The organism is Pseudomonas auratipiscis (assembly GCF_036324085.1).
In the GTDB taxonomy this organism is placed as follows: Bacteria; Pseudomonadota; Gammaproteobacteria; order Pseudomonadales; family Pseudomonadaceae; genus Aquipseudomonas; species Aquipseudomonas auratipiscis.
Map to the genome: position 1 here is coordinate 99,817 of NZ_JAZDCU010000009.1, position 18,530 is coordinate 118,346.

At 60.4% G+C, this 18,530-nt stretch carries 14 protein-coding genes; 7 read left to right on the forward strand and 7 right to left on the reverse strand.

Annotated features, from left to right (window positions below):
• Window positions 1-9: 9 nt before the first annotated feature.
• Entirely contained in the window at window positions 10-912 is a 903-nt protein-coding gene (locus tag V0R60_RS14565) for a LysR substrate-binding domain-containing protein (RefSeq protein ID WP_136475417.1), read from the reverse strand.
• Window positions 913-1,064: 152 nt separating this feature from the next.
• Here V0R60_RS14565 and ydiJ point away from each other — a divergent pair, with 152 nt between their 5' ends.
• A complete protein-coding gene (ydiJ, locus tag V0R60_RS14570; protein WP_330079429.1) occupies window positions 1,065-4,085 on the forward strand; it encodes a D-2-hydroxyglutarate dehydrogenase YdiJ in 3,021 nt (1,006 codons plus the stop codon).
• A 46-nt stretch (window positions 4,086-4,131) separates the two neighbouring features.
• Here the strand turns inward: ydiJ and V0R60_RS14575 are convergent, their stop codons facing one another.
• The 3 genes from V0R60_RS14575 to V0R60_RS14585 are packed head-to-tail and all read right to left on the reverse strand — an operon-like array spanning window position 4,132 to window position 6,361.
• Entirely contained in the window at window positions 4,132-4,491 is a 360-nt protein-coding gene (locus V0R60_RS14575; protein WP_330079430.1) for a hydroxyisourate hydrolase, read from the reverse strand.
• Window positions 4,488-4,997 carry a nucleoside deaminase gene (locus tag V0R60_RS14580; protein WP_136475420.1) on the reverse strand — a complete coding sequence of 170 codons (510 nt, stop codon included), beginning with the start codon at window positions 4,995-4,997 and terminating at the stop codon, window positions 4,488-4,490. The genes V0R60_RS14575 and V0R60_RS14580 overlap by 4 nt, the downstream gene beginning before the upstream one ends.
• Window positions 4,998-5,029: 32 nt before the next feature.
• Window positions 5,030-6,361, reverse strand: coding sequence for a nucleobase:cation symporter-2 family protein (locus tag V0R60_RS14585; RefSeq protein WP_330079431.1), 1,332 nt, complete (start codon window positions 6,359-6,361; stop codon window positions 5,030-5,032).
• A gap of 188 nt (window positions 6,362-6,549) precedes the next feature.
• Between V0R60_RS14585 and V0R60_RS14590 the strand changes: the two genes are divergently transcribed.
• Window positions 6,550-7,464, forward strand: coding sequence for a LysR family transcriptional regulator (locus tag V0R60_RS14590; protein ID WP_330079432.1), 915 nt, complete (start codon window positions 6,550-6,552; stop codon window positions 7,462-7,464).
• 19 nt (window positions 7,465-7,483) lie between these two features.
• Here V0R60_RS14590 and V0R60_RS14595 read toward each other — a convergent pair whose 3' ends face one another.
• A complete protein-coding gene (locus V0R60_RS14595; protein ID WP_330079433.1) occupies window positions 7,484-8,155 on the reverse strand; it encodes a class I SAM-dependent methyltransferase in 672 nt (223 codons plus the stop codon).
• A 125-nt stretch (window positions 8,156-8,280) separates the two neighbouring features.
• On the opposite strand from V0R60_RS14595, the gene V0R60_RS14600 reads away from it, so the two are divergent.
• The 3 genes from V0R60_RS14600 to V0R60_RS14610 all read left to right on the forward strand — a co-directional run bounded on the left by V0R60_RS14600 (window position 8,281) and on the right by V0R60_RS14610 (window position 12,527).
• A complete protein-coding gene (locus V0R60_RS14600; protein WP_330079434.1) occupies window positions 8,281-8,946 on the forward strand; it encodes an ABC transporter ATP-binding protein in 666 nt (221 codons plus the stop codon).
• 70 nt (window positions 8,947-9,016) lie between these two features.
• A complete protein-coding gene (locus V0R60_RS14605; RefSeq protein WP_330079435.1) occupies window positions 9,017-11,473 on the forward strand; it encodes an FtsX-like permease family protein in 2,457 nt (818 codons plus the stop codon).
• Window positions 11,463-12,527 (forward strand): lipocalin-like domain-containing protein, encoded by a 1,065-nt coding sequence (locus V0R60_RS14610; RefSeq protein ID WP_330079436.1) that lies wholly within the window; start codon window positions 11,463-11,465, stop codon window positions 12,525-12,527. Before V0R60_RS14605 ends, V0R60_RS14610 begins: the two co-directional genes overlap by 11 nt.
• Before the next feature lie 24 nt (window positions 12,528-12,551).
• On the opposite strand, the gene V0R60_RS14615 is transcribed toward V0R60_RS14610, so the two are convergent.
• Complete coding sequence (locus V0R60_RS14615; RefSeq protein WP_330079437.1) at window positions 12,552-13,487, reverse strand: Ppx/GppA family phosphatase; 936 nt, start codon at window positions 13,485-13,487, stop codon at window positions 12,552-12,554.
• 419 nt (window positions 13,488-13,906) lie between these two features.
• Window positions 13,907-16,165, reverse strand: coding sequence for a catalase/peroxidase HPI (gene katG / locus V0R60_RS14620; RefSeq protein ID WP_330079438.1), 2,259 nt, complete (start codon window positions 16,163-16,165; stop codon window positions 13,907-13,909).
• 410 nt (window positions 16,166-16,575) lie between these two features.
• Between katG and V0R60_RS14625 the strand changes: the two genes are divergently transcribed.
• Both V0R60_RS14625 and V0R60_RS14630 read left to right on the forward strand, forming a co-directional pair.
• Window positions 16,576-17,214: a LysE family translocator gene (locus V0R60_RS14625; RefSeq protein ID WP_136475429.1), complete on the forward strand. Its 639-nt coding sequence runs from the start codon at window positions 16,576-16,578 to the stop codon at window positions 17,212-17,214.
• A gap of 264 nt (window positions 17,215-17,478) precedes the next feature.
• Window positions 17,479-18,516, forward strand: a complete 1,038-nt coding sequence (locus tag V0R60_RS14630; protein WP_136475430.1) for an ABC transporter substrate-binding protein — start codon at window positions 17,479-17,481, stop codon at window positions 18,514-18,516.
• Window positions 18,517-18,530 lie beyond the last annotated feature (14 nt).

Consider the following 18,530-nt stretch of genomic DNA (forward strand, 5'->3'; position numbering starts at 1 on the left):
CGCTCGATCTCAGTCGCTAAGTTCCCTGCCTGCTTTTTCCAGGAGCCAACTACGGAACGCTTGCAGTGCTGGCAGCGCCTGGTTGCGCGGCGGGTATACCAGGTAATAGCTGCGCGCGCTGGCAAAGGGCAGGGCGGGGCTGCTCAGTTCACCCCCGGCCAGTTCCTCGGTAATGAGGATGCGTGGCACCAGGCCGATGCCGATATCGGCACGCACCGCCTGGATCAGATGCGACGTCAATTCAAAGCTCGGCCCAAGGCGCATGGCGTGGTGGGTCAGGCCGTGATGGGTAAACCACTCGCCCCAGGCATTGGCGTTGTTGGCCACACTGAGCAGGACTTGCTGGCTGATGTCCTGCGGGCTCCAGGTCGGCCGCGAGGCGGCCAGGGTGGGCGAGAGGATCACCATCAACTCTTCTGCATGCAAACGATGACAAATCAGCCCGGGCAGATCACTGGTCGCGACGACGATAGCGGCGTCGATACCACTGGTGGCGAAGTCCACCGGTTCAATGCGTGAATTGATGTGTACCAGTACTTCTGGATGGTTCCGGTAGAACGCGTGCAGCCGTGGCAGCAACCATTTCGAGCCGAAAGTCGGCAGGGTTGCCAGGCGCAGGTTGCCACCCCCTGCCTGGTGGGCGATAGCGTGCAGGGTGGCACTGCGGACGCGGCCCAGGGCCTCGCTGATTTCACGCTGGTACAGCCGCCCGACGTCGGTGAGCTTTACCGTGCGGCCTTCGCGCCGGAACAGTGTCACGCCCAAGTGTTGCTCAAGCGCCTGGACCTGGCGGCTGACTGCGCTTTGGGTCAGCGATAGCTCCACGGCGGCGCGGGTGTAGCTTTCATAGCGCGCCGCGGCCTCGAACGCCAGCAGTAAAGACATGGATGGGGTGAGGTTGCGGTAATTCATTCGTAAAAGTCATCAAAGGCTGCGGGAATATCCGTTTGTGCCTGGCTCAAGGCTGCGGGATCATTGGCATCATCCACTACCTGGCGGTGTACTGACCATACCGTTTCAGCAAGTATTCTCGATTAGCCTGACATAAATGAGGCCATCCACCGATGATCGCCCGACTGACCGGCACCGCACCGGCCACTCTTTACCCTGATTTCCTCGAAGCCCTGCGCAGTGCCGGTTTCCGTGGCCAGCTCAGTGCTGACTACGCGACCCGCACGGTGCTGGCCACGGACAACTCTATCTACCAGCGCTTGCCGCAGGCGGCGGTGTTCCCTGTGGACGCCGATGACGTCGCGCGTATTGCCGCGCTGATGGCCGAACCGCGCTTCCAGGCGGTCAAGCTCACGCCTCGCGGTGGCGGTACCGGCACCAACGGTCAGTCGCTGACCGATGGCATTGTGGTCGACCTGTCGCGCCACATGAACAGCATTCTTGAAATCAATGTCGAGGAGCGCTGGGTACGGGTGCAGGCCGGGGTGGTCAAGGACCAGCTCAATGCCGCGCTCAAACCGTATGGGCTGTTCTTCGCGCCGGAGCTTTCCACTTCCAACCGTGCCACCGTCGGCGGCATGATCAATACCGATGCCAGCGGACAGGGCAGTTGTACCTACGGCAAAACCCGTGACCACGTGCTGGAGTTGCACAGTGTCCTGCTCGGTGGCCAACGTCTGCATACCCGGCCTTTGAACGAGGCTGAACTGGATCAGGCATGTGCTGAAACTGGCCGTGTCGGCGAGGTGTATCGCACGGCTCGCACCATTCAGGAAACCAAGGCCGAGCTGATCGAGCAGATCTTCCCCAAGCTCAACCGCTGCCTGACCGGTTACGACCTGGCGCACCTGCGCGATGAGCAGGGCTGTTTCAACCTCAACAGTGTGTTGTGCGGTGCGGAAGGCTCGCTCGGGTATGTGGTCGAGGCCAAGCTCAATGTGCTACCAATTCCCAAGTACGCCGTGTTGGTCAACGTCCGCTATAGCAGTTTCATGGACGCCTTGCGAGACGCCAATGCGTTGATGGCGCACAAGCCATTGTCGATCGAGACGGTGGACTCCAAGGTGCTCATGCTGGCGATGAAAGACATCGTCTGGCACAGCGTTGCCGAGTATTTCCCCGCTGACGCCGAACGCCCGACCCTGGGGATCAACCTGGTCGAGTTCTGTGGTGATGACCCGCAGGAAGTGAATGCCCGGGTACAGGCTTTCGTCGCTCACCTGCAGGCCGACACCGGTGTCGAACGCCTGGGCCACACACTGGCCGAAGGCGCCGAGGCGGTGACGCGGGTCTACACCATGCGCAAGCGCTCGGTGGGTCTGCTCGGCAACGTCGAGGGTGAAGTGCGGCCGCAGCCGTTCGTGGAAGACACGGCGGTGCCGCCGGAGCAACTGGCGGACTACATTGCCGAGTTCCGTGCCTTGCTTGACGGTTACGGCCTGGCCTATGGCATGTTCGGCCACGTCGATGCCGGCGTGCTGCACGTGCGTCCGGCCCTGGACATGAAGGACCCGGCGCAGGCGGCGCTGGTCAAGCCGATTTCCGATGCGGTGGCCGCCTTGACCCTGCGCTATGGCGGCCTGCTCTGGGGTGAACACGGCAAAGGCTTGCGCTCGGAATACGTGCCGGAATACTTCGGCGAACTGTACCCGTCGCTGCAAGCGCTCAAGGGTGCGTTCGACCCGCACAACCAGCTCAACCCCGGCAAGATTTGCACACCCCCCGATAGCGCCCAGGGCCTGATCAAGGTCAACGAGGCGCCGCTGCGAGGGGACTTCGACCGCCAGATCGACGAGCGCGTATGGCAAAGCTTTGGCAGTGCCGTGCACTGCAACGGCAACGGCGCCTGCTACAACTATGATCCCAACGACGCCATGTGCCCGTCATGGAAGGCCACCCGTGAGCGCCAGCATTCACCTAAGGGTCGCGCTTCGCTGATCCGTGAATGGCTGCGCCTGCAGGGCGCTGCCAACATCGATGTGCTGGCGACTGCGCAGGGCAAGCTCGATTGGGTCAAGGGCCTGCCAGCACGCTTGCGCAATAATTTTTCGCGCAGCAAAGGCGAGGCGGATTTTTCCCATGAAGTCTACGACGCCATGGCCGGTTGCCTGGCGTGCAAATCCTGTGCTGGCCAATGCCCTATCAAGGTCAATGTGCCGGAATTCCGCTCGCGCTTTCTTGAGCTGTACCACGGGCGCTACCAGCGCCCCCTGCGTGATTATCTGATCGGCTCACTGGAGTTCAGCATTCCATACCTGGCCCACGCCCCCGGTTTGTATAACGCGGTGATGGGCTCCAAGTGGGTGAGCAAACTGCTGGAACAGCAGGTCGGCATGCTCGACAGTCCCTTGATCAGCCGCTACAACCTGCAAGCGACGCTGACCCGTTGCAACGTGCGCATGGCCAGCATCCCGACCCTGCGCGAGCTCACTCCAGCGCAGCGCGAGCGCAGTATCGTCCTGGTTCAGGATGCCTTCACCCGCTACTTCGAAACGCCGGTGTTGGCCGCCTTCATCGACCTGGCTTACCGCCTTGGTCAACGTATCTACCTGGCGCCGTACAGCGCCAACGGCAAGCCGCTGCACGTGCAGGGCTTTCTCGGCGCGTTCAACAAGGCGGCTATTCGTAACGCCCGTCAGCTCAGTGCCTTGGCAGATTGCGGTGTGCCGCTGGTTGGCCTGGACCCGGCGATGACCCTGGTGTATCGCCAGGAGTACCTGAAGGTTCCTGGCCTGGGTGAATGCCCGAAAGTCCTGTTGCCACAGGAGTGGCTGATGGAGGTGCTGCCTGAGCAACCAGGCAGAACGACGGGTACTTTCCGACTCATGGCTCACTGCACCGAGAAGACCAACGTACCGGCCAGCACGCGCCAGTGGGAGCAGGTGTTTGCGCGCGTGGGCCTGAAACTGTCCACCGAGGCCACCGGTTGCTGCGGAATGTCGGGCACTTACGGCCATGAAGCACGCAATCAGCAAACGTCGAAGACCATCTTCGAACAGTCCTGGGCCAGCAAGTTGGATAAGGAAGGTGAAGCATTGGCGACCGGCTATTCGTGCCGCAGCCAGGTCAAGCGCCAGGCTGATCGCACCCTGCGCCATCCGCTGCAAGTGCTGTTGCAGCAACTGAATGCCTGAAGATCAAGGCCGAGGCTCGACGCACGAATGTGCGTCGAGCCGAGCGTCAGGCGCCACCGCGAAAACAGGAAACGCCCCAGGCGGTCAATTTGAACGGTAAATGGTAGTGCTGGGTTGGTTCGCCAACGCCGAAGCGGTACACCAGCTCATCCAGAAACGGCTGCGCTGGTAGCGCAGTCCCCTGGGCCCGGTAGAAGTTGGCAACCTGCAAGCTGACCTCGTATACCCCTGCAGGGCAACACTCACTGAGATCAGCTAGCTCAGCCAGCAGCCCATTACTGCCGATACGGCCGGCACAGATCAGCTCACGCCGTGCTGCATCCAATCGCTCCAGGCGTACTTCCAGCCCTTGTGCCACGCAACCGCTGGCGACATCCACGACATGGATGGAGATTCCGCCATTCATGACCAAAAGCCCTTGTGCGGCGCGGCAGCTTCATCTTCAAGCATTGGGCCGAACACGCTGACCTTGCGTTGGCCTTTGGCGAACACTTCGCGACACGGCAGTGAGAAAGTCGGGTTTTCCGGGTGATCGCCCGTCAAGCCGAGCAAGGCATGCTCGGACAAGGCGTACACCACTCGGCCGATACCCGTCCAATACACCGCGCCGGCGCACATGCAGCAAGGCTCGGCGCTGGTGTACAAGGTGCAACTGGCCAGTGCTTGAGGGTCGAGCCGCTTGGCCGCGTTGGCGGCCGCGACCAGTTCGGCGTGTTGAGTCGGATCACCTTCCGGAGGCATGGAGTTGTTGCCAGCTTCGGCAATCACATTGCCATCGCGATCGGCCACCAGGGCGGCGAAGGGGTGGCGGCCGCGCTGCCGGGACGCAGTGGACAAATCGATGGCGCGGCGCAGCAGTTGCAGGTCCATCTCGGTAACGCCAGCAGGGCTGAGCTGAGTGATGCTGGTCATGGTTTACTCCTTGGTAGTAAAGGGTGAACGGGTCACTCGGCCATCTCGGCGGCGACGCTGTCGTTGGTTTTCTTTTCGTTATTGAGCAGTACGTTGAGCACGATGGCGGTTATCGCGCCGAGGAAAATGCCACTCTCCAGTACCAGCTTGAGCGCGCCGTTGGCGTGTTCGAACAGGGCTGGGAAGGACATCGGCAGCACCCCGACGCTGACCGAAACAGCCACGATGATGCCGTTGCGGGTACCTTCGAACTTCACCCGCGACAGCTCCTGGATACCGGCGACCGTGGTCATGCCGAACATCACGATGGCGCAGCCACCCAGCACCGGGGTGGGCACTGCAGCAATCAAGGCGCCGAGCTTGGGGAACAAGCCCATCAACACCATGATTGCTCCAGCAGCGGCCACCACGAAGCGGCTCTTGATGTTGGAAAGAGCAATCAGTCCGGTGTTTTGCGTGAACGCGTTGTACGGAAAGCTATTGAAGAGGCCGCCGAGCATGGTTGATAGGCCGTCCGCACGAAACGCGTTGCCCAGGGTTTGCTGCGTGGTCGGTTTGCCGGTCAATTTACCGATGGCCAAGCAGTTGCCCGTGGTCTCGGCCATGATCACCAACATGGCCAGGGTCATGACCATGATTGGCACCAGCGAGAACTGCGGCGCGCCGAAGGCCATGGGTGGGCTCAGTTCGAACCAGGCGGCTTCACCCACTCGGCTGAAGTTGGTCATGCCAAACGCTGCGGCGATCAAACTGCCGACAAACAAGCCGATGAGCACACTGAGGTTGCCGATGAAGCCGGAGAACTTGGCATAGATGACCAGGGTTACAGTGACTGTCGCCAGACCCAGCAGTAGATTGGCAGGGTTGCCAAAGTCTTCGGCAGCGGGGTTGCCGCCGCCCAGCCAGATAGCCGCGGCAGGCATTAGCGAGATACCGATGATGGTGATCAGGCTGCCGATTACCACCGGCGGAAAGAAGCGCAATAGGCGACTGAATATGGGGGCCAGCGCGATAGTAATGGCGCCCGCCGCGATCACGGCTCCGAAAATCTGACTGAGCCCGAACTCCTTGCCGATCATGATCATGGGTGCCAGGGCAATGAACGAGCAGCCTTGGATCATGGGCAAGCGAGCGCCGAACTTCCAGAAACCGATGGTCTGGATCAGGGTCGCCACGCCCGACGTCAGCAGGTTGGCGTTGATCAGCATGATGACCTGCGCCGATGTCAGCCCCAGCGCGCTACCGAGAATCAGCGGTACCGCCACCGCCCCGGCGTACATCACCAGTACATGTTGCAAACCGAATGTGAATAACTGACGCAGAGGCAAGACTTCGTCCACTGGATGAACCGGTGTTTTGCTCATGGCGCATGTCTCCTGAAGGTGCAGCGCTTATTGTTTTTAGAAGCAGGAACTACCGACGACGTGGTCATATTTCAGTGTTTTTGGCGATGAAACAAGTTAATAGCCATCGACCACATCGATGGTTGCACCCTTGCACAAAGGCACATTGCGTTGCAGGCTGTGGCATCTACTAGGCAAGGAGCGGGACATTGCGCTTTTCTCTGGATCAATTGCTGATGTTCGTGGAGGCGGTGAAAAGCGGCTCTTTTTCTGCAGCAGGACGCAAGCTGGGCAAAACCCAGTCGACGATCAGCGCGGCGATTGCCAACCTGGAAGCGGACCTGGGTGTCGAACTGTTCGATAGAACCAGCCGTATTCCGGGGCTGACCGCCAGCGGGCAAAAACTGCTGATTCAAGCTGAAGCGGTACTGGAGCGGTGCCTGGCGCTCGAGGCGCATGCCGATTGTCTGTCCGAGACTGTGGAGCCGAGCCTGACGCTGGCGATCGAGACGCCCTATGGTCCGATTCTGCCGGTGCTCAAGGTGTTCGAGCTGGCTTTCCCGTATGTTGATCTGATCATCCGCCACCCGGTCCATGGCGACGTCAGCGAGCTTGTGGTTCAAGGCGAGGCCGCATTGGGCATCGCCTTTTCACAACCGGGCTATGCCAAGGAACTGGCGTTCCAGCAATTGGGCAAGTTGATCATGCTGCATGTCTGTCACCCCGGGCATCCGTTGGCGCAATTGCCCACCGTGACCTTCGATGATCTGCATGTGCATCGGCGTCTGGCATTCAGTGCCCACGCCAGCAAACTGCCCAGCAGTGAATACCTGCGCTCCACGCAGCTGTGGCAAGCGGAGAGCTACTTGGCGTTGCTGGAAATGGTGCGCGCAGGGTTGGGGTGGACCACCTTGCCGCGCCAATTGATTCAACGCGAACTGGAGCGCGGCGAATTGGTGGAGCTGCAACTGAATGCTTATCCCCACACCGATTGGCAGGTGGGCGTGGATCTGCTCTGGGCGCGACAAAGGCCTATGGGCAAGGCGCAGCGCTGGCTGCAAGAACGCCTGCAAAGCAACAAGGTGTTCGAGTTGGACCGCCAGGGCCAGCGCACCACGCTCTAGCCGGCCTCGCGGGCAGCGCTCAGCGCTGTTGCTCGGCCACCAGCAACAGTGATTGCGGCACGGCGCTTTGTGGATGCTGTGGCTCTTGCAGGGCGGTCAGGCGCCAGCCGGCGATGTCCAACGCATTGAGCCAACTGGATAAGGTACGAAAATACCAGGGCATGGGTTGCCATTGGCCTTCGAGCGCGGTGAACGTCTCCTGCCGCCAGCCATCCTGATAGTCGCCGGCTGCACAGCTCCAGGGATGCAGGGTCTGGATCACCAGCGCGCCGCCAGGGGCGAGCAGGGCATTCATCTCGCCGAGCAGGGGGATGATGTCCTGATGCAGCAGGGCAAAGTTGGCGCAGATCAGGTCGTAGTCGTTGCCGACATCCACACAGCCTTCGACCAAGGCCTCGTAGCGAGCCAGATGCACATGCGCAGCGCCGCTCCATCGTGCGGCTTCGACCAAGGCAGGCTCACCGTCCACGCCCACCGCCGCAATGCCCCGTTCAGCCAGTGTTCGCAGGAGCCAGCCTTCGCCGCAGCCAAGGTCGAGCACGCGCTCGGGTTGACGTCCGAGGATCGCTAGCAGAATCGCCTGGTCGGTAACCTGGCGACGGCTTTCGATCGTGCCGCTGCGGATGGCTTCGATCCACATTCGGGCATTGTCGCTCCAGCTTTGCTGGAGTGCAGATTCAGGGTTGGGCATGGTGGCGTCCGCAATGGCTGTCTGGGATGAAGGTTAGGATAAATAGCTATCGGGCGGCAGCGAATGGGCAAAGCATGCGAACGCTGCTATTCCTAAGGGTTCAAGCAGTCAAGGGTAGGCTATTGATGCTGGTCGTCGAACAACTGTGCAAGGCATTCATCACCGCCCAGGGACCCTTGCCGGTGTTGCAGGGCGTCGATTTGAGTTTGGCGAGGGGGAGCAGTCTGGCGTTGATGGGCGAGTCGGGTAGCGGAAAAAGCACCCTGCTGCACTTGCTGGCGGGTCTTGATCGCGCCGACAGCGGTCGCATCCTGATCGACGGCGAGCCTCTCGATGACCGCTCGGAGTCGGCGTTGGCCCGTTGGCGGAGGGAGGGCATCGGCTTGGTATTTCAGCAATTCAATTTGATCAGCAGCCTGAATGTCGCCGCCAATCTGGCATTTCAGGCGCGTTTGGCTGGCCGGTTCGAGCGGCAATGGGTGGATTACCTGGCCGAGCGTCTTGGTCTTGGTACATTACTGCAACGTTATCCGGAGCAGTTGTCGGGTGGTCAGCAGCAGCGCGTGGCAATCGGTCGGGCGCTGGCGGGGCGACCGGCGTGGGTGCTGGCCGATGAGCCGACCGGTAGCCTGGATGAACTCAGCAGCGATGAAGTGCTGAACTTGATGTTGCAGTTGGTTGGCGAGGCAGGCAGCAGCGTGCTGATGGTGACCCATAGCCGTCGCTTGGCCGCACGGCTCGAGCAACGATGCGTTCTGTCGGCCGGACGCGTGCAAGTCGACGAGCACTGATACACCGCAGGCAGCAGCGTTGCGCTGCGATGAGGCCCGTGCAACGGGGACAGTAGGAGGTAAAGGCCCATTGATCATCGCCTTACAGGCGCTATTGAGTCACTGGTGGCGCCATCGTTTGCAGTTTTTCAGCATCTTCACCGGGTTGTGGTTGGCAACAGCGCTGTGGACCGGCGTACAGGCGCTCAACAGTCAGGCCCAGGCCGATTATGCACGGGCCAGTGCCGTGCTGAGCGGTCTGGGGCAAGCACAGTTGGTAGCGCGAATGGGGGATCGCTTCGCTCAATCGATCTACCTGCAACTACGTCTGGCTGGCTGGCGGGTAGCGCCTGTGTTGGAGGGCCGTTTACGTCTTGCGGGCGAGTCAGCGCTGAGTGTGCGCTTGATGGGTATCGAGCCGTTGAGTCTGCCGGCCGGCGCAGCTATTGCCGGAACCCAGGCACAGGGCTTTGACCTACAGGCGTTTATCGGCACCCCCGGGCAAGCCTGGGTTGGACCGGATACACTGCACCAACTGGGCCTGAAAGAAGGGGATCAAGCGCTTGGCAGCGACGGTCAACGCTTGCCACCGTTTGTGCTGAAAGCACAGTTGGCGCCCGGGGTCGTGGTGGTAGATATCGGCCACGCGCAAACGTTGCTGCAAGCACCGGCACAGTTGTCTCGGTTACTGCTCAACGGTGATGTGCCAACCTTGCCCGCAGCGATTGCCAGTCAGTTGACACTGCAGGAGGCCAGCGACGATGGTGACCTGCAACGCCTTACCGATAGTTTTCACCTCAATCTCACTGCGCTCGGTCTGCTGGCCTTTGTCGTCGGTCTGTTCATAGCGCATGCCGCCATTGGCCTGGCACTTGAACAGCGCCGAGGCCTGATTCGCAACCTGCGTTCGTGCGGCGTCAGTTTGAAAACCCTGTTGTTCAGCCTTGCCTTGGAGTTGGGTGTTTTTGCAGTGTTGGGTGGTTTGGCCGGAGTCGCCAGTGGGTATCTGCTGGCGGGTTTGTTGCTGCCCGATGTCGCTGCCAGCTTGGGTGGTTTGTATGGTGCGCAAGTCGCCGGCCAACTGAGCCTGCCGGCCTGGTGGTGGCTGGGCGGGGTGTTGGTGAGTGTGTTCGGTGCTGTGCTGGCCGGGGCGAGCAGTGTGCTGCGTGCAGCCCGTTTGCCATTGCTGGCCCTGGCCCAGCCGCAGGCGTGGCGCATGGCCCAAGGCCCCTGGTTGCGCCGCCAAGCGCTGGCTGCAGGATTGCTGCTGTTGGTCGCGCTGGGCTGTTGGCAGTGGGGAAGCAGCCTGGCCAGTGCTCTGGTTCTTCTCGCGGCCCTGTTGCTGGCAGCAGCACTGCTGTTGCCAGCTTTGCTCGATAGCCTGTTGACCGGGTTGGCGCGTATAGGCAGCACCGGGCCGTTGTCACAGTGGTTCATAGCCGACAGCCGCCAGCAGTTACCTGCATTGAGTCTGGCGCTGATGGCCTTGCTGCTGGCGTTGGCCGCCAGTGTCGGGGTAGGCAGCATGACCGAAGGCTTTCGCAAAACATTTACCGGCTGGCTTGACCAGCGTTTATCAGCGGATCTCTACGTAACTCCGCGTGATACCGCACAAGGCCTGCTGATCAATACCTGGCTGGTGCAACAGCCAGCAGTCACCGATGTACTGCCAAGCTGGCGCATTGAGCTGCGCTTGCAGGGTTGGCCGGTGCAGGTGCAAGGCATCCTCGCCCACGATGCCTATCGAATGCGCTGGCCGTTGCTGGAGCGCAGCGCACAAGCCTGGGAGCAATTGGCGAGCGGTGGTGGGGTCATGCTCAGCGAGCAATTGGCGCGACGCCTGGGTGTAAAACTGGGCGATAGCCTGCAGTTGCCTGGCGAGCCAGGGCCAGTGATGCGTGTAGTGGCGGTGTATGCGGACTACGGCAATCCCAAGGGGCATATGCTGGTCAATGCCCAGTGGCTGCGAAGGCATTGGCCCGAGGCGCGACTCAGTGGCTTGAGCCTGAGTGTCGCATCTGCGTCGGTGATAGCACTCAAAGCGCAACTGCAGCAGCGCTTTGCCTTGGACGATAGCCGCGTAGTCGAGCAAGCGACGTTGAAGGGCTGGTCGACTGATGTTTTCAGTCGCACCTTCGCCGCGACTACGGCACTCAACAGCCTGACCCTGGGTGTCGCGGGCATCGCGTTGTTCATCAGTTTGTTGACGCTGAACCAGAGCCGCCTGGGCCAACTGGCGCCGCTCTGGGCGCTGGGGGTAGCGCGTAGCCAGTTGGTGTGGCTGTCGCTCGGGCAGACCTTGATGCTCAGTAGCCTGACTGTGCTGCTGGCAATGCCGTTGGGGTTGCTGCTCACTTGGTGCCTGGTGGCGGAAGTGAACGTGCAGGCGTTTGGTTGGCGTTTGCCGCTGCATCTGTTTCCCGGGCAGCTGTTGCAGTTGGGGCTTTTGGGCCTATTGACCAGTCTGCTGGCCAGTGCCTGGCCATTGTGGGAATTGGCGCGGCGCCAGCCGAGCGAGTTGTTGAGGAAGTTTGGCGATGAAACCTGAAGTCTGGGTGTGGGCGCTGCTACTGCTGCTGGCGGGCTGTGATCAGCCTGCGCCCGGGCCCAAAAGCTATGCCGGGCTGGGGCTGGACGCGGCTGAATTCGCGCAGGTGACGCGCGATCATCCGCTGGTATTTCCGCGGGACCACGGCGCCCATGAGGGCTTTCGGATCGAGTGGTGGTATGTCACTGCCAACCTCAAGGACAGTCAAGGCCGAGACTGGGGCGTGCAATGGACGCTGTTCCGTTCAGCCCTGCGCAATGGCCCGGAAACCCTTGGCTGGAACAGTCCGAATCTATGGATGGGGCATGCGGCCCTGACCGGCCCGGGCGGTCATCAGTCCAGCGAAACGCTGGCGCGCGGCGGTATCGGCCAGGCCGGCGTCGTGGCCCAGCCATTCAGGGCCTGGATCAATGATTGGTCGTTGCAGGGCTCGGGCAGCATTGATCAGTTGCAGATGACTGCCAGTGGCGAGGGTTTTGGCTATCGCTTGAACCTTACCAGCAGTCTTGCGCCGGTCCTTCATGGTGACCAGGGCTACAGTGAAAAATCCGGCAAGGGGCAGGCTTCCTACTATTACAGTCAGCCGTTCTACCGGGTCAGCGGTGAGGTCGAACGCGACGGCCAACGCTTCGCGGTTACCGGCAATGCCTGGCTTGATCGCGAATGGAGCAGCCAGCCATTGGCCGCCGGGCAAACGGGCTGGGACTGGTTTTCCTTGCATCTGGACAGCGGCGCCAAGCTGATGCTGTTTCGTGTGCGCGAAAAAGACGGCCAACCCTATCGGGCGGGCACTTGGATCAGCCCTCAGGGCGAGCCACAGGCTTTGCAAGGTGAGCAGATACAGCTAACGGAGTTGACCTGGACACGTCAGCAGCACGGCGCCTCAGTGCCCACCCGGTGGCGCGTGCAGGTGCCCGTGCACGGCGTGGATGTGCAGGTCGAAGCGTTGCAAGACAACGCCTGGATGGGCAACAGCTTTGCGTACTGGGAGGGGCCGGTGCGCTTCAGCGGCAGTTCGAGCGGCAGGGGTTATCTGGAAATGACGGGCTATTAGTCACGTTGCCTGTCGAGGTGACGATCAGCCTTTGTTCATCAAACCATGCAGCACGCCGAACCTCAAACCGGGCTCGGAAGGCATCATCTCGGTGATTCCGAAGGCTTTGAATGCAGCCATCATGATTGCCAGGCCTCCGGGCAGAGCGCTCTGGCGATGAGGTTGCAGGCCACCCAGCCGAGCAGTGTTGACGTTGCCCTGTTCGAGCAGCAGCACTGACAGGCGCAACAAACCGCGGTAAGTGATTCCGCCTTCACCACAGTCGTTCAAGGCATTGGCCCTGAGCACTTTAGCCAACATGCGTGCAGTGCCTGACGACCCGATTGCCTGTTGCCAGCCCAGGTAGCGATAGCGGCGCGCGACTTTTTCAAATTGCAGCGTGGCGGTGCGCTCGGCGTCGAGCAGGGATTGCGCGGTAACCTTGCCGTCAGGGAAGAAGCGCGTGCTCCAGATCCCACTGCCAATGGTCAGACTTTCGGTCAGCAGCGCCTTGTCGCCTTGGCCCAGAATCAGCTCTGTGGAGCCGCCGCCGATGTCGACCACCAAACGCATGGTGGCCGCATCGGGGATCCGATGACTGACGCCGGCGTACACCAGCTGTGCTTCTTCCTCGCCGGAGATGACGTCGATTGGAAAGCCCAGGTGACGCTGGGCATCACTCAAGAACAGCTTGGCGTTGGCAGCTTCGCGCACGGCGCTGGTGGCGACGGCACGTACTCGCCCTGGCTCGAAACCACGCAGTTTTTTGCCAAAGCGTGCCAGCGCTTGCCAGCCTCGATCCAGTGCCAGTTCGTCGAGGGTGCCTCCGTGCAGGCCCTCTGCCAGACGAACTGGCTCACGCAAGGATTTAACTTCCTCGATCTGCCATTGGCGGTTCCGTTTGACCGGTTGGCCGATCATCATGCGAAACGCATTTGACCCCAGGTCAATGGCCGCAAACAGGGAGGTATCGCCTTTCATCGAGTGGTCCTTGCAGGTTCATCGGGCAACGCTCTAACGCGTTGGCGACGATCTTCCACTCGATTGATGACGCAAAGATGACAGCTCCTTGCGTGGTGCTGAATTTGTTACAGCGGCGAAATCGTCCCTAACGCCCCGATACCAATGGCCAGCACCAGAAAGCCAACCACGAAAAGTGCAAGCTTGCCCATATGAACTCCGAATTGAACAGGAAAGAGGCAACAGGCGTTGCAGACGATGCAACTGCCTGCTCAGGCACGCAGCGAAAGGTGCCCTGTAGGGGCTTTATTGTCGGAGTGTCGGGATTTTCATTACAGATGCAGATGTGGTGTAAAAATACGGATCAGACAAAAACACCCCGAGTCGGCCTTGCAACTCGGGGCGCTTTTACATTTCACCAGCAGAACACAGCGGTCCTTTTACGCCAGGTCAAAACGGTCCAGATTCATCACCTTGGTCCAGGCGGCGACGAAGTCGTGGACGAACTTGTCCTTGCCATCGTCGCTGCCGTACACCTCAGCCAATGCCCGTAGCTGGGCATTAGAGCCAAACACCAGGTCGACGCGGCTGGCCGTCCATTTCAGCTCGCCGCTCTTGCGGTCGCGGGCTTCATAGCTGTCGTTGGCACTGGAGGTCGGCTTCCATTCCACGCTCATGTCCAGCAGGTTGTGGAAGAAGTCATTGGTCAACTGACCCGGCCGCTGAGTGAACACCCCCTGGGTGCCTTGTCCGACATTGTTGCCCAGCACCCGCAGGCCACCGACAAGAACGGTCATTTCCGGTGCGCTCAAGGTCAGCAACTGGGCCTTATCCACCAGTAGCTTCTCGGGTTTGATCTTGAGTCCGGCTTTGGCAAAGTTGCGAAAGCCATCGGCTACAGGCTCCAGCAGGCTGAAGGACTCGACATCGGTCTGTTCTTGCGAGGCGTCAGCCCGTCCAGGAGAGAAGGGCACGTTTACGTTGTGACCGGCATTCTTCGCCGCCTGCTCTACGCCGACGGCACCACCCAGCACAATCAAGTCAGCCAGGGAGATTTTCTTGCCGCCCCCTTGGGCATTGAAGTCGTTCTGAATGCTTTGCAGCTTGCCCAGTACCTCGGTCAGTTGCGCAGGCTGGTTGGCTTCCCAATCCTTCTGCGGCGCCAAGCGCAGCCGACCACCGTTGGCACCTCCGCGTTTGTCCGATCCGCGAAAGCTCGAAGCGGCTGCCCAGGCGGTAGAGACCAGTTGCGATACCGACAACCCCGAGGCCAGCACCTTGGCTTTGAGCGCGGATACATCCGCATCGTTGACTAGCGCATGGTCGAGCGCCGGAATCGGGTCTTGCCAAAGCAATTCCTCACTTGGCATTTCCGGGCCGAGGTAGCGCGATAGCGGGCCCATGTCACGGTGGATGAGCTTGTACCAGGCACGCGCGAAGGCGTCGGCCAACTGTTCGGGGTTTTCCTTGAAGCGTCGAGAAATTGGCTCGTAGATCGGATCAAGGCGCAAGGCCAGGTCCGAAGTCAGCATTCGCGGCTCCTGGCGCTTCGCCGGATCGAAGGCGTGCGGGATTTTATCGGCGCCCGCGCCGCCCTTCGGCTTCCATTGGTGGGCGCCGGCCGGGCTTTTGGTCAGCTCCCACTCGAAGTTGAACAGGTTCTCCAGGTACTCGTTGCTCCAGCGGGTCGGGGTGGAGGTCCAGGTTACTTCCAGGCCGCTGGTGATAGTGTCCGGGCCTTTGCCGGTGCCGAAGGTGTTATGCCAGCCGAGGCCTTGTTGCTCAAGGCCAGCGGCCTCAGGTTCTGCGCCGACATGATCGGCGGGGCCGGCGCCATGGGTTTTGCCGAAGGCGTGGCCACCGGCGATCAGCGCCACGGTTTCTTCGTCATTCATGGCCATGCGGCCAAAGGTTTCGCGAATGTCCTTGGCCGAAGCGATCGGGTCGGGGTTGCCTTCCGGGCCCTCCGGATTCACGTAAATCAGGCCCATCTGCACGGCGGCCAATGGATTTTCCAGGTTGCGCCCAGGTGGGTCGGTACGGCTTTCTTCCTGACCATGCTTGGAGGGTTCTGCGACTAGCGGTACGTCGCCCGGTGGCTGTGCCTTGCCATAGCGGGTATCACCGCCCAGCCAGACGGTTTCCGAGCCCCAGTAGACATCCTCATCAGGTTCCCAGACATCGGCACGGCCGCCGGAGAAACCGAAAGTTTTAAAGCCCATTGATTCCAGTGCGACGTTGCCGGTGAGCACAATCAGGTCGGCCCAGGAAATGTTCTTCCCGTATTTCTGCTTGATCGGCCACAGCAGACGCCGGGCTTTGTCGAGGCTGACGTTGTCGGGCCAACTATTGAGGGGGGCGAAGCGCTGTTGACCGGACCCCGCGCCACCACGGCCGTCACTGGTGCGATAAGTGCCGGCGCTGTGCCAGGCCATACGTACGAACAGCGGGCCGTAATGACCGAAGTCGGCCGGCCACCAATCCTGGGAGTCGGTCATCAGTGCCGTCAGGTCACGTTTCACCGCGGCAAAGTCCAGGCTCTTGAAAGCCTTGGCGTAGTCGAAGTCCTCGTCCATCGGATCGGACAGGCACGAATGTTGGTGGAGTATTCTCAGGTTCAACTGGTCGGGCCACCAATCGCGGTTGGTGGTGCCGCCGCCAGCGGCATGATTGAACGGGCATTTTGACTCGTTTGACATGACTGTTTCACCTCTGGATGGACTCACCCCACAATCTGACCCGTTGTGCCAACCGAGTAGAGATGAGTGAAATCAATGGCATAGGTTCAAGGCCAGCGGTTCAGACAACGAATCGGTGATGGCCATCACGGACGGTTAAGCGTAGCGGCAATCTCGTTATCGACAGGTGGACCACTGCGGGAAACGCGGCGGTAGCCGCTGTGTTGCCGCTTTCCCAAACGCCATCCAGCCGGATCGGTGCAGCGATAAATATAGGCTAGACGTGGCCAACTGCGAGGGCTAATAGTGGCAGTCTTGTGGGTTGATAGCGTGTCTCTCTCAGCCATCTCGGTATTTGCCCCATGAGCAGATGAATACGCTCGACCAGCTCTGTAAGATGCATGGCTTCCTATCTACTTCGAGTTCGAAAAATGGATGCTCACTCGATTCTCGCGTATGTCCTGGTTGCTGCCATTGCCATTGCCAGCCCCGGTCCTGCCACACTGATGGCGATCAACAACAGCGTCGCCTATGGTCAGCGTGCTGCGGTGTGGTCATCCTTGGGCAATGCCTGTGGTTTGTTCTGCTTGTCGGCGGCGGCGATGCTCGGCCTGGGTGCCTTGCTTGCCAGTTCTGAATGGATGTTCAACGTCGTCAAGATCGCTGGCGCCGGTTATCTCTTTTACCTGGGTGCCAAGCAGCTGTTCAAGAAAACCTCCATGCTTGCCAGCGATGTTGCGCAACACCAGAAAACAGGCCGGCCTTCGCGTCAGAAACTATTCAAATCAGCCTTCCTGACCGCCGCGACCAATCCCAAGGCCACGATGTTTTTCTCCGCGCTGTTCCCGCAGTTTCTCGACCAGAGTGCAGCACTGCTGCCGCAGTTTCTGTTGCTGACCTCGATTTTCATGGGCTTGTCGCTGACCTCCTTGAGCCTCTATGCAGCGCTTGCTTCACGAGCCAAGGGCGTACTGACGCGGCCGCGCTTTTCGCTGTGGGTGAGCAGGGTGGTCGGTTCGACGTTCATCTTCTTTGGGGCTGCGATTCTCACCCTGCGCAGACAAGCTTGATCTCACACGCAGTTGCTGCTGCATATGTTTAGTCAGCACCAATCTGAAAATCAGAAAAGTAGAGTCTAACCACCGTTACATACGTGCCACCTTACTCGGCGAGAAAAATGGAGCCAGGAACACCATTGTTCGTTGCCGAGTGGGTCGTATGGCCTATCTCCCACGAACGCATCGAGACCCGGATGTCTCTCGCCTGGGAAGGCTGATTTATCCCGGTGTCTTGAGTGATTTGCAATCACCCTTGAACAGTAGGAGATAACAATAATGATCAAGACTCTGAAATTCGCAGTGCTGGCAACGGGGATAGTTACTGCCAGTCACGGCCTTGCCGCCGATCTCACCGTCGTCTCCTTCGGCGGCGCCAATAAAGAGGCGCAAGTAAAGGCTTTTTACAAACCCTGGCAGCAAGCCAGCGGCAGCAAGATTATTTCCGGTGAATACAACGGTGAAATGGCCAAGGTCAAAGCCATGGTCGACACCCGCAGCGTCTCTTGGGACGCCGTGGAGGTCGAGTCCGCCGAACTGGCCCGTGGTTGTGACGAAGGCATGTTCGAGACCCTCGACCCTGCGCAGATCGGCCTGGACAGTAAAAACTTCGTTCCCGGTGCCATCCAGCCGTGCGGCATTGGCTTTCTGGTGTATTCGACAGTGCTGGCCTACAACGCCAGCAAGCTGAAGGAAGCGCCCACCGGTTGGAAAGATTTCTGGGATGTCGAGCGATTCCCGGGTAAGCGTGGCCTGCGCAAGCTGGCCAAGTCGACCCTGGAGTTCGCGCTGATCGCCGACGGTGTTGAACCTGGGGAGGTTTACTCACTGCTGGCGACCGAGGCGGGGCAGGATCGCGCCTTTGCCAAACTCGACCAGATCAAGCCGCACATTCAGTGGTGGGAGGCCGGCGCGCAGCCACCTCAATACCTGGCGGCAGGGGATGTGGTGATGAGCTCGGTGTATAACGGTCGTCTTTCGGCCGAGCAGCGCAAAACCTATGACCTGAAAATCGTCTGGTCGGGTGGGCTCTACGAATTCGACTCCTGGGCGATTCCACGGGGCGCTTCGCGTCAGGAAAAAACCCGCGAGTTCATTGCCTTCTCGCTCGAACCGCAGCAACAGAAGAGCTTTGCCGAGCATATCGATTATGGCGCCGCCAACTTGCAGGCCATGGATCTACTCGACAAGGCGCGCATTGCAGAGCTGCCCACTGCCCCCGAGAACCTTGCGCAACAAGTGGCTGTAGACGCTCTGTTCTGGGCAGACCACGGTGAACACCTGGAACAGCGCTTCAACGCCTGGGCATCGCGTTAACCTTCCGAGCGGTT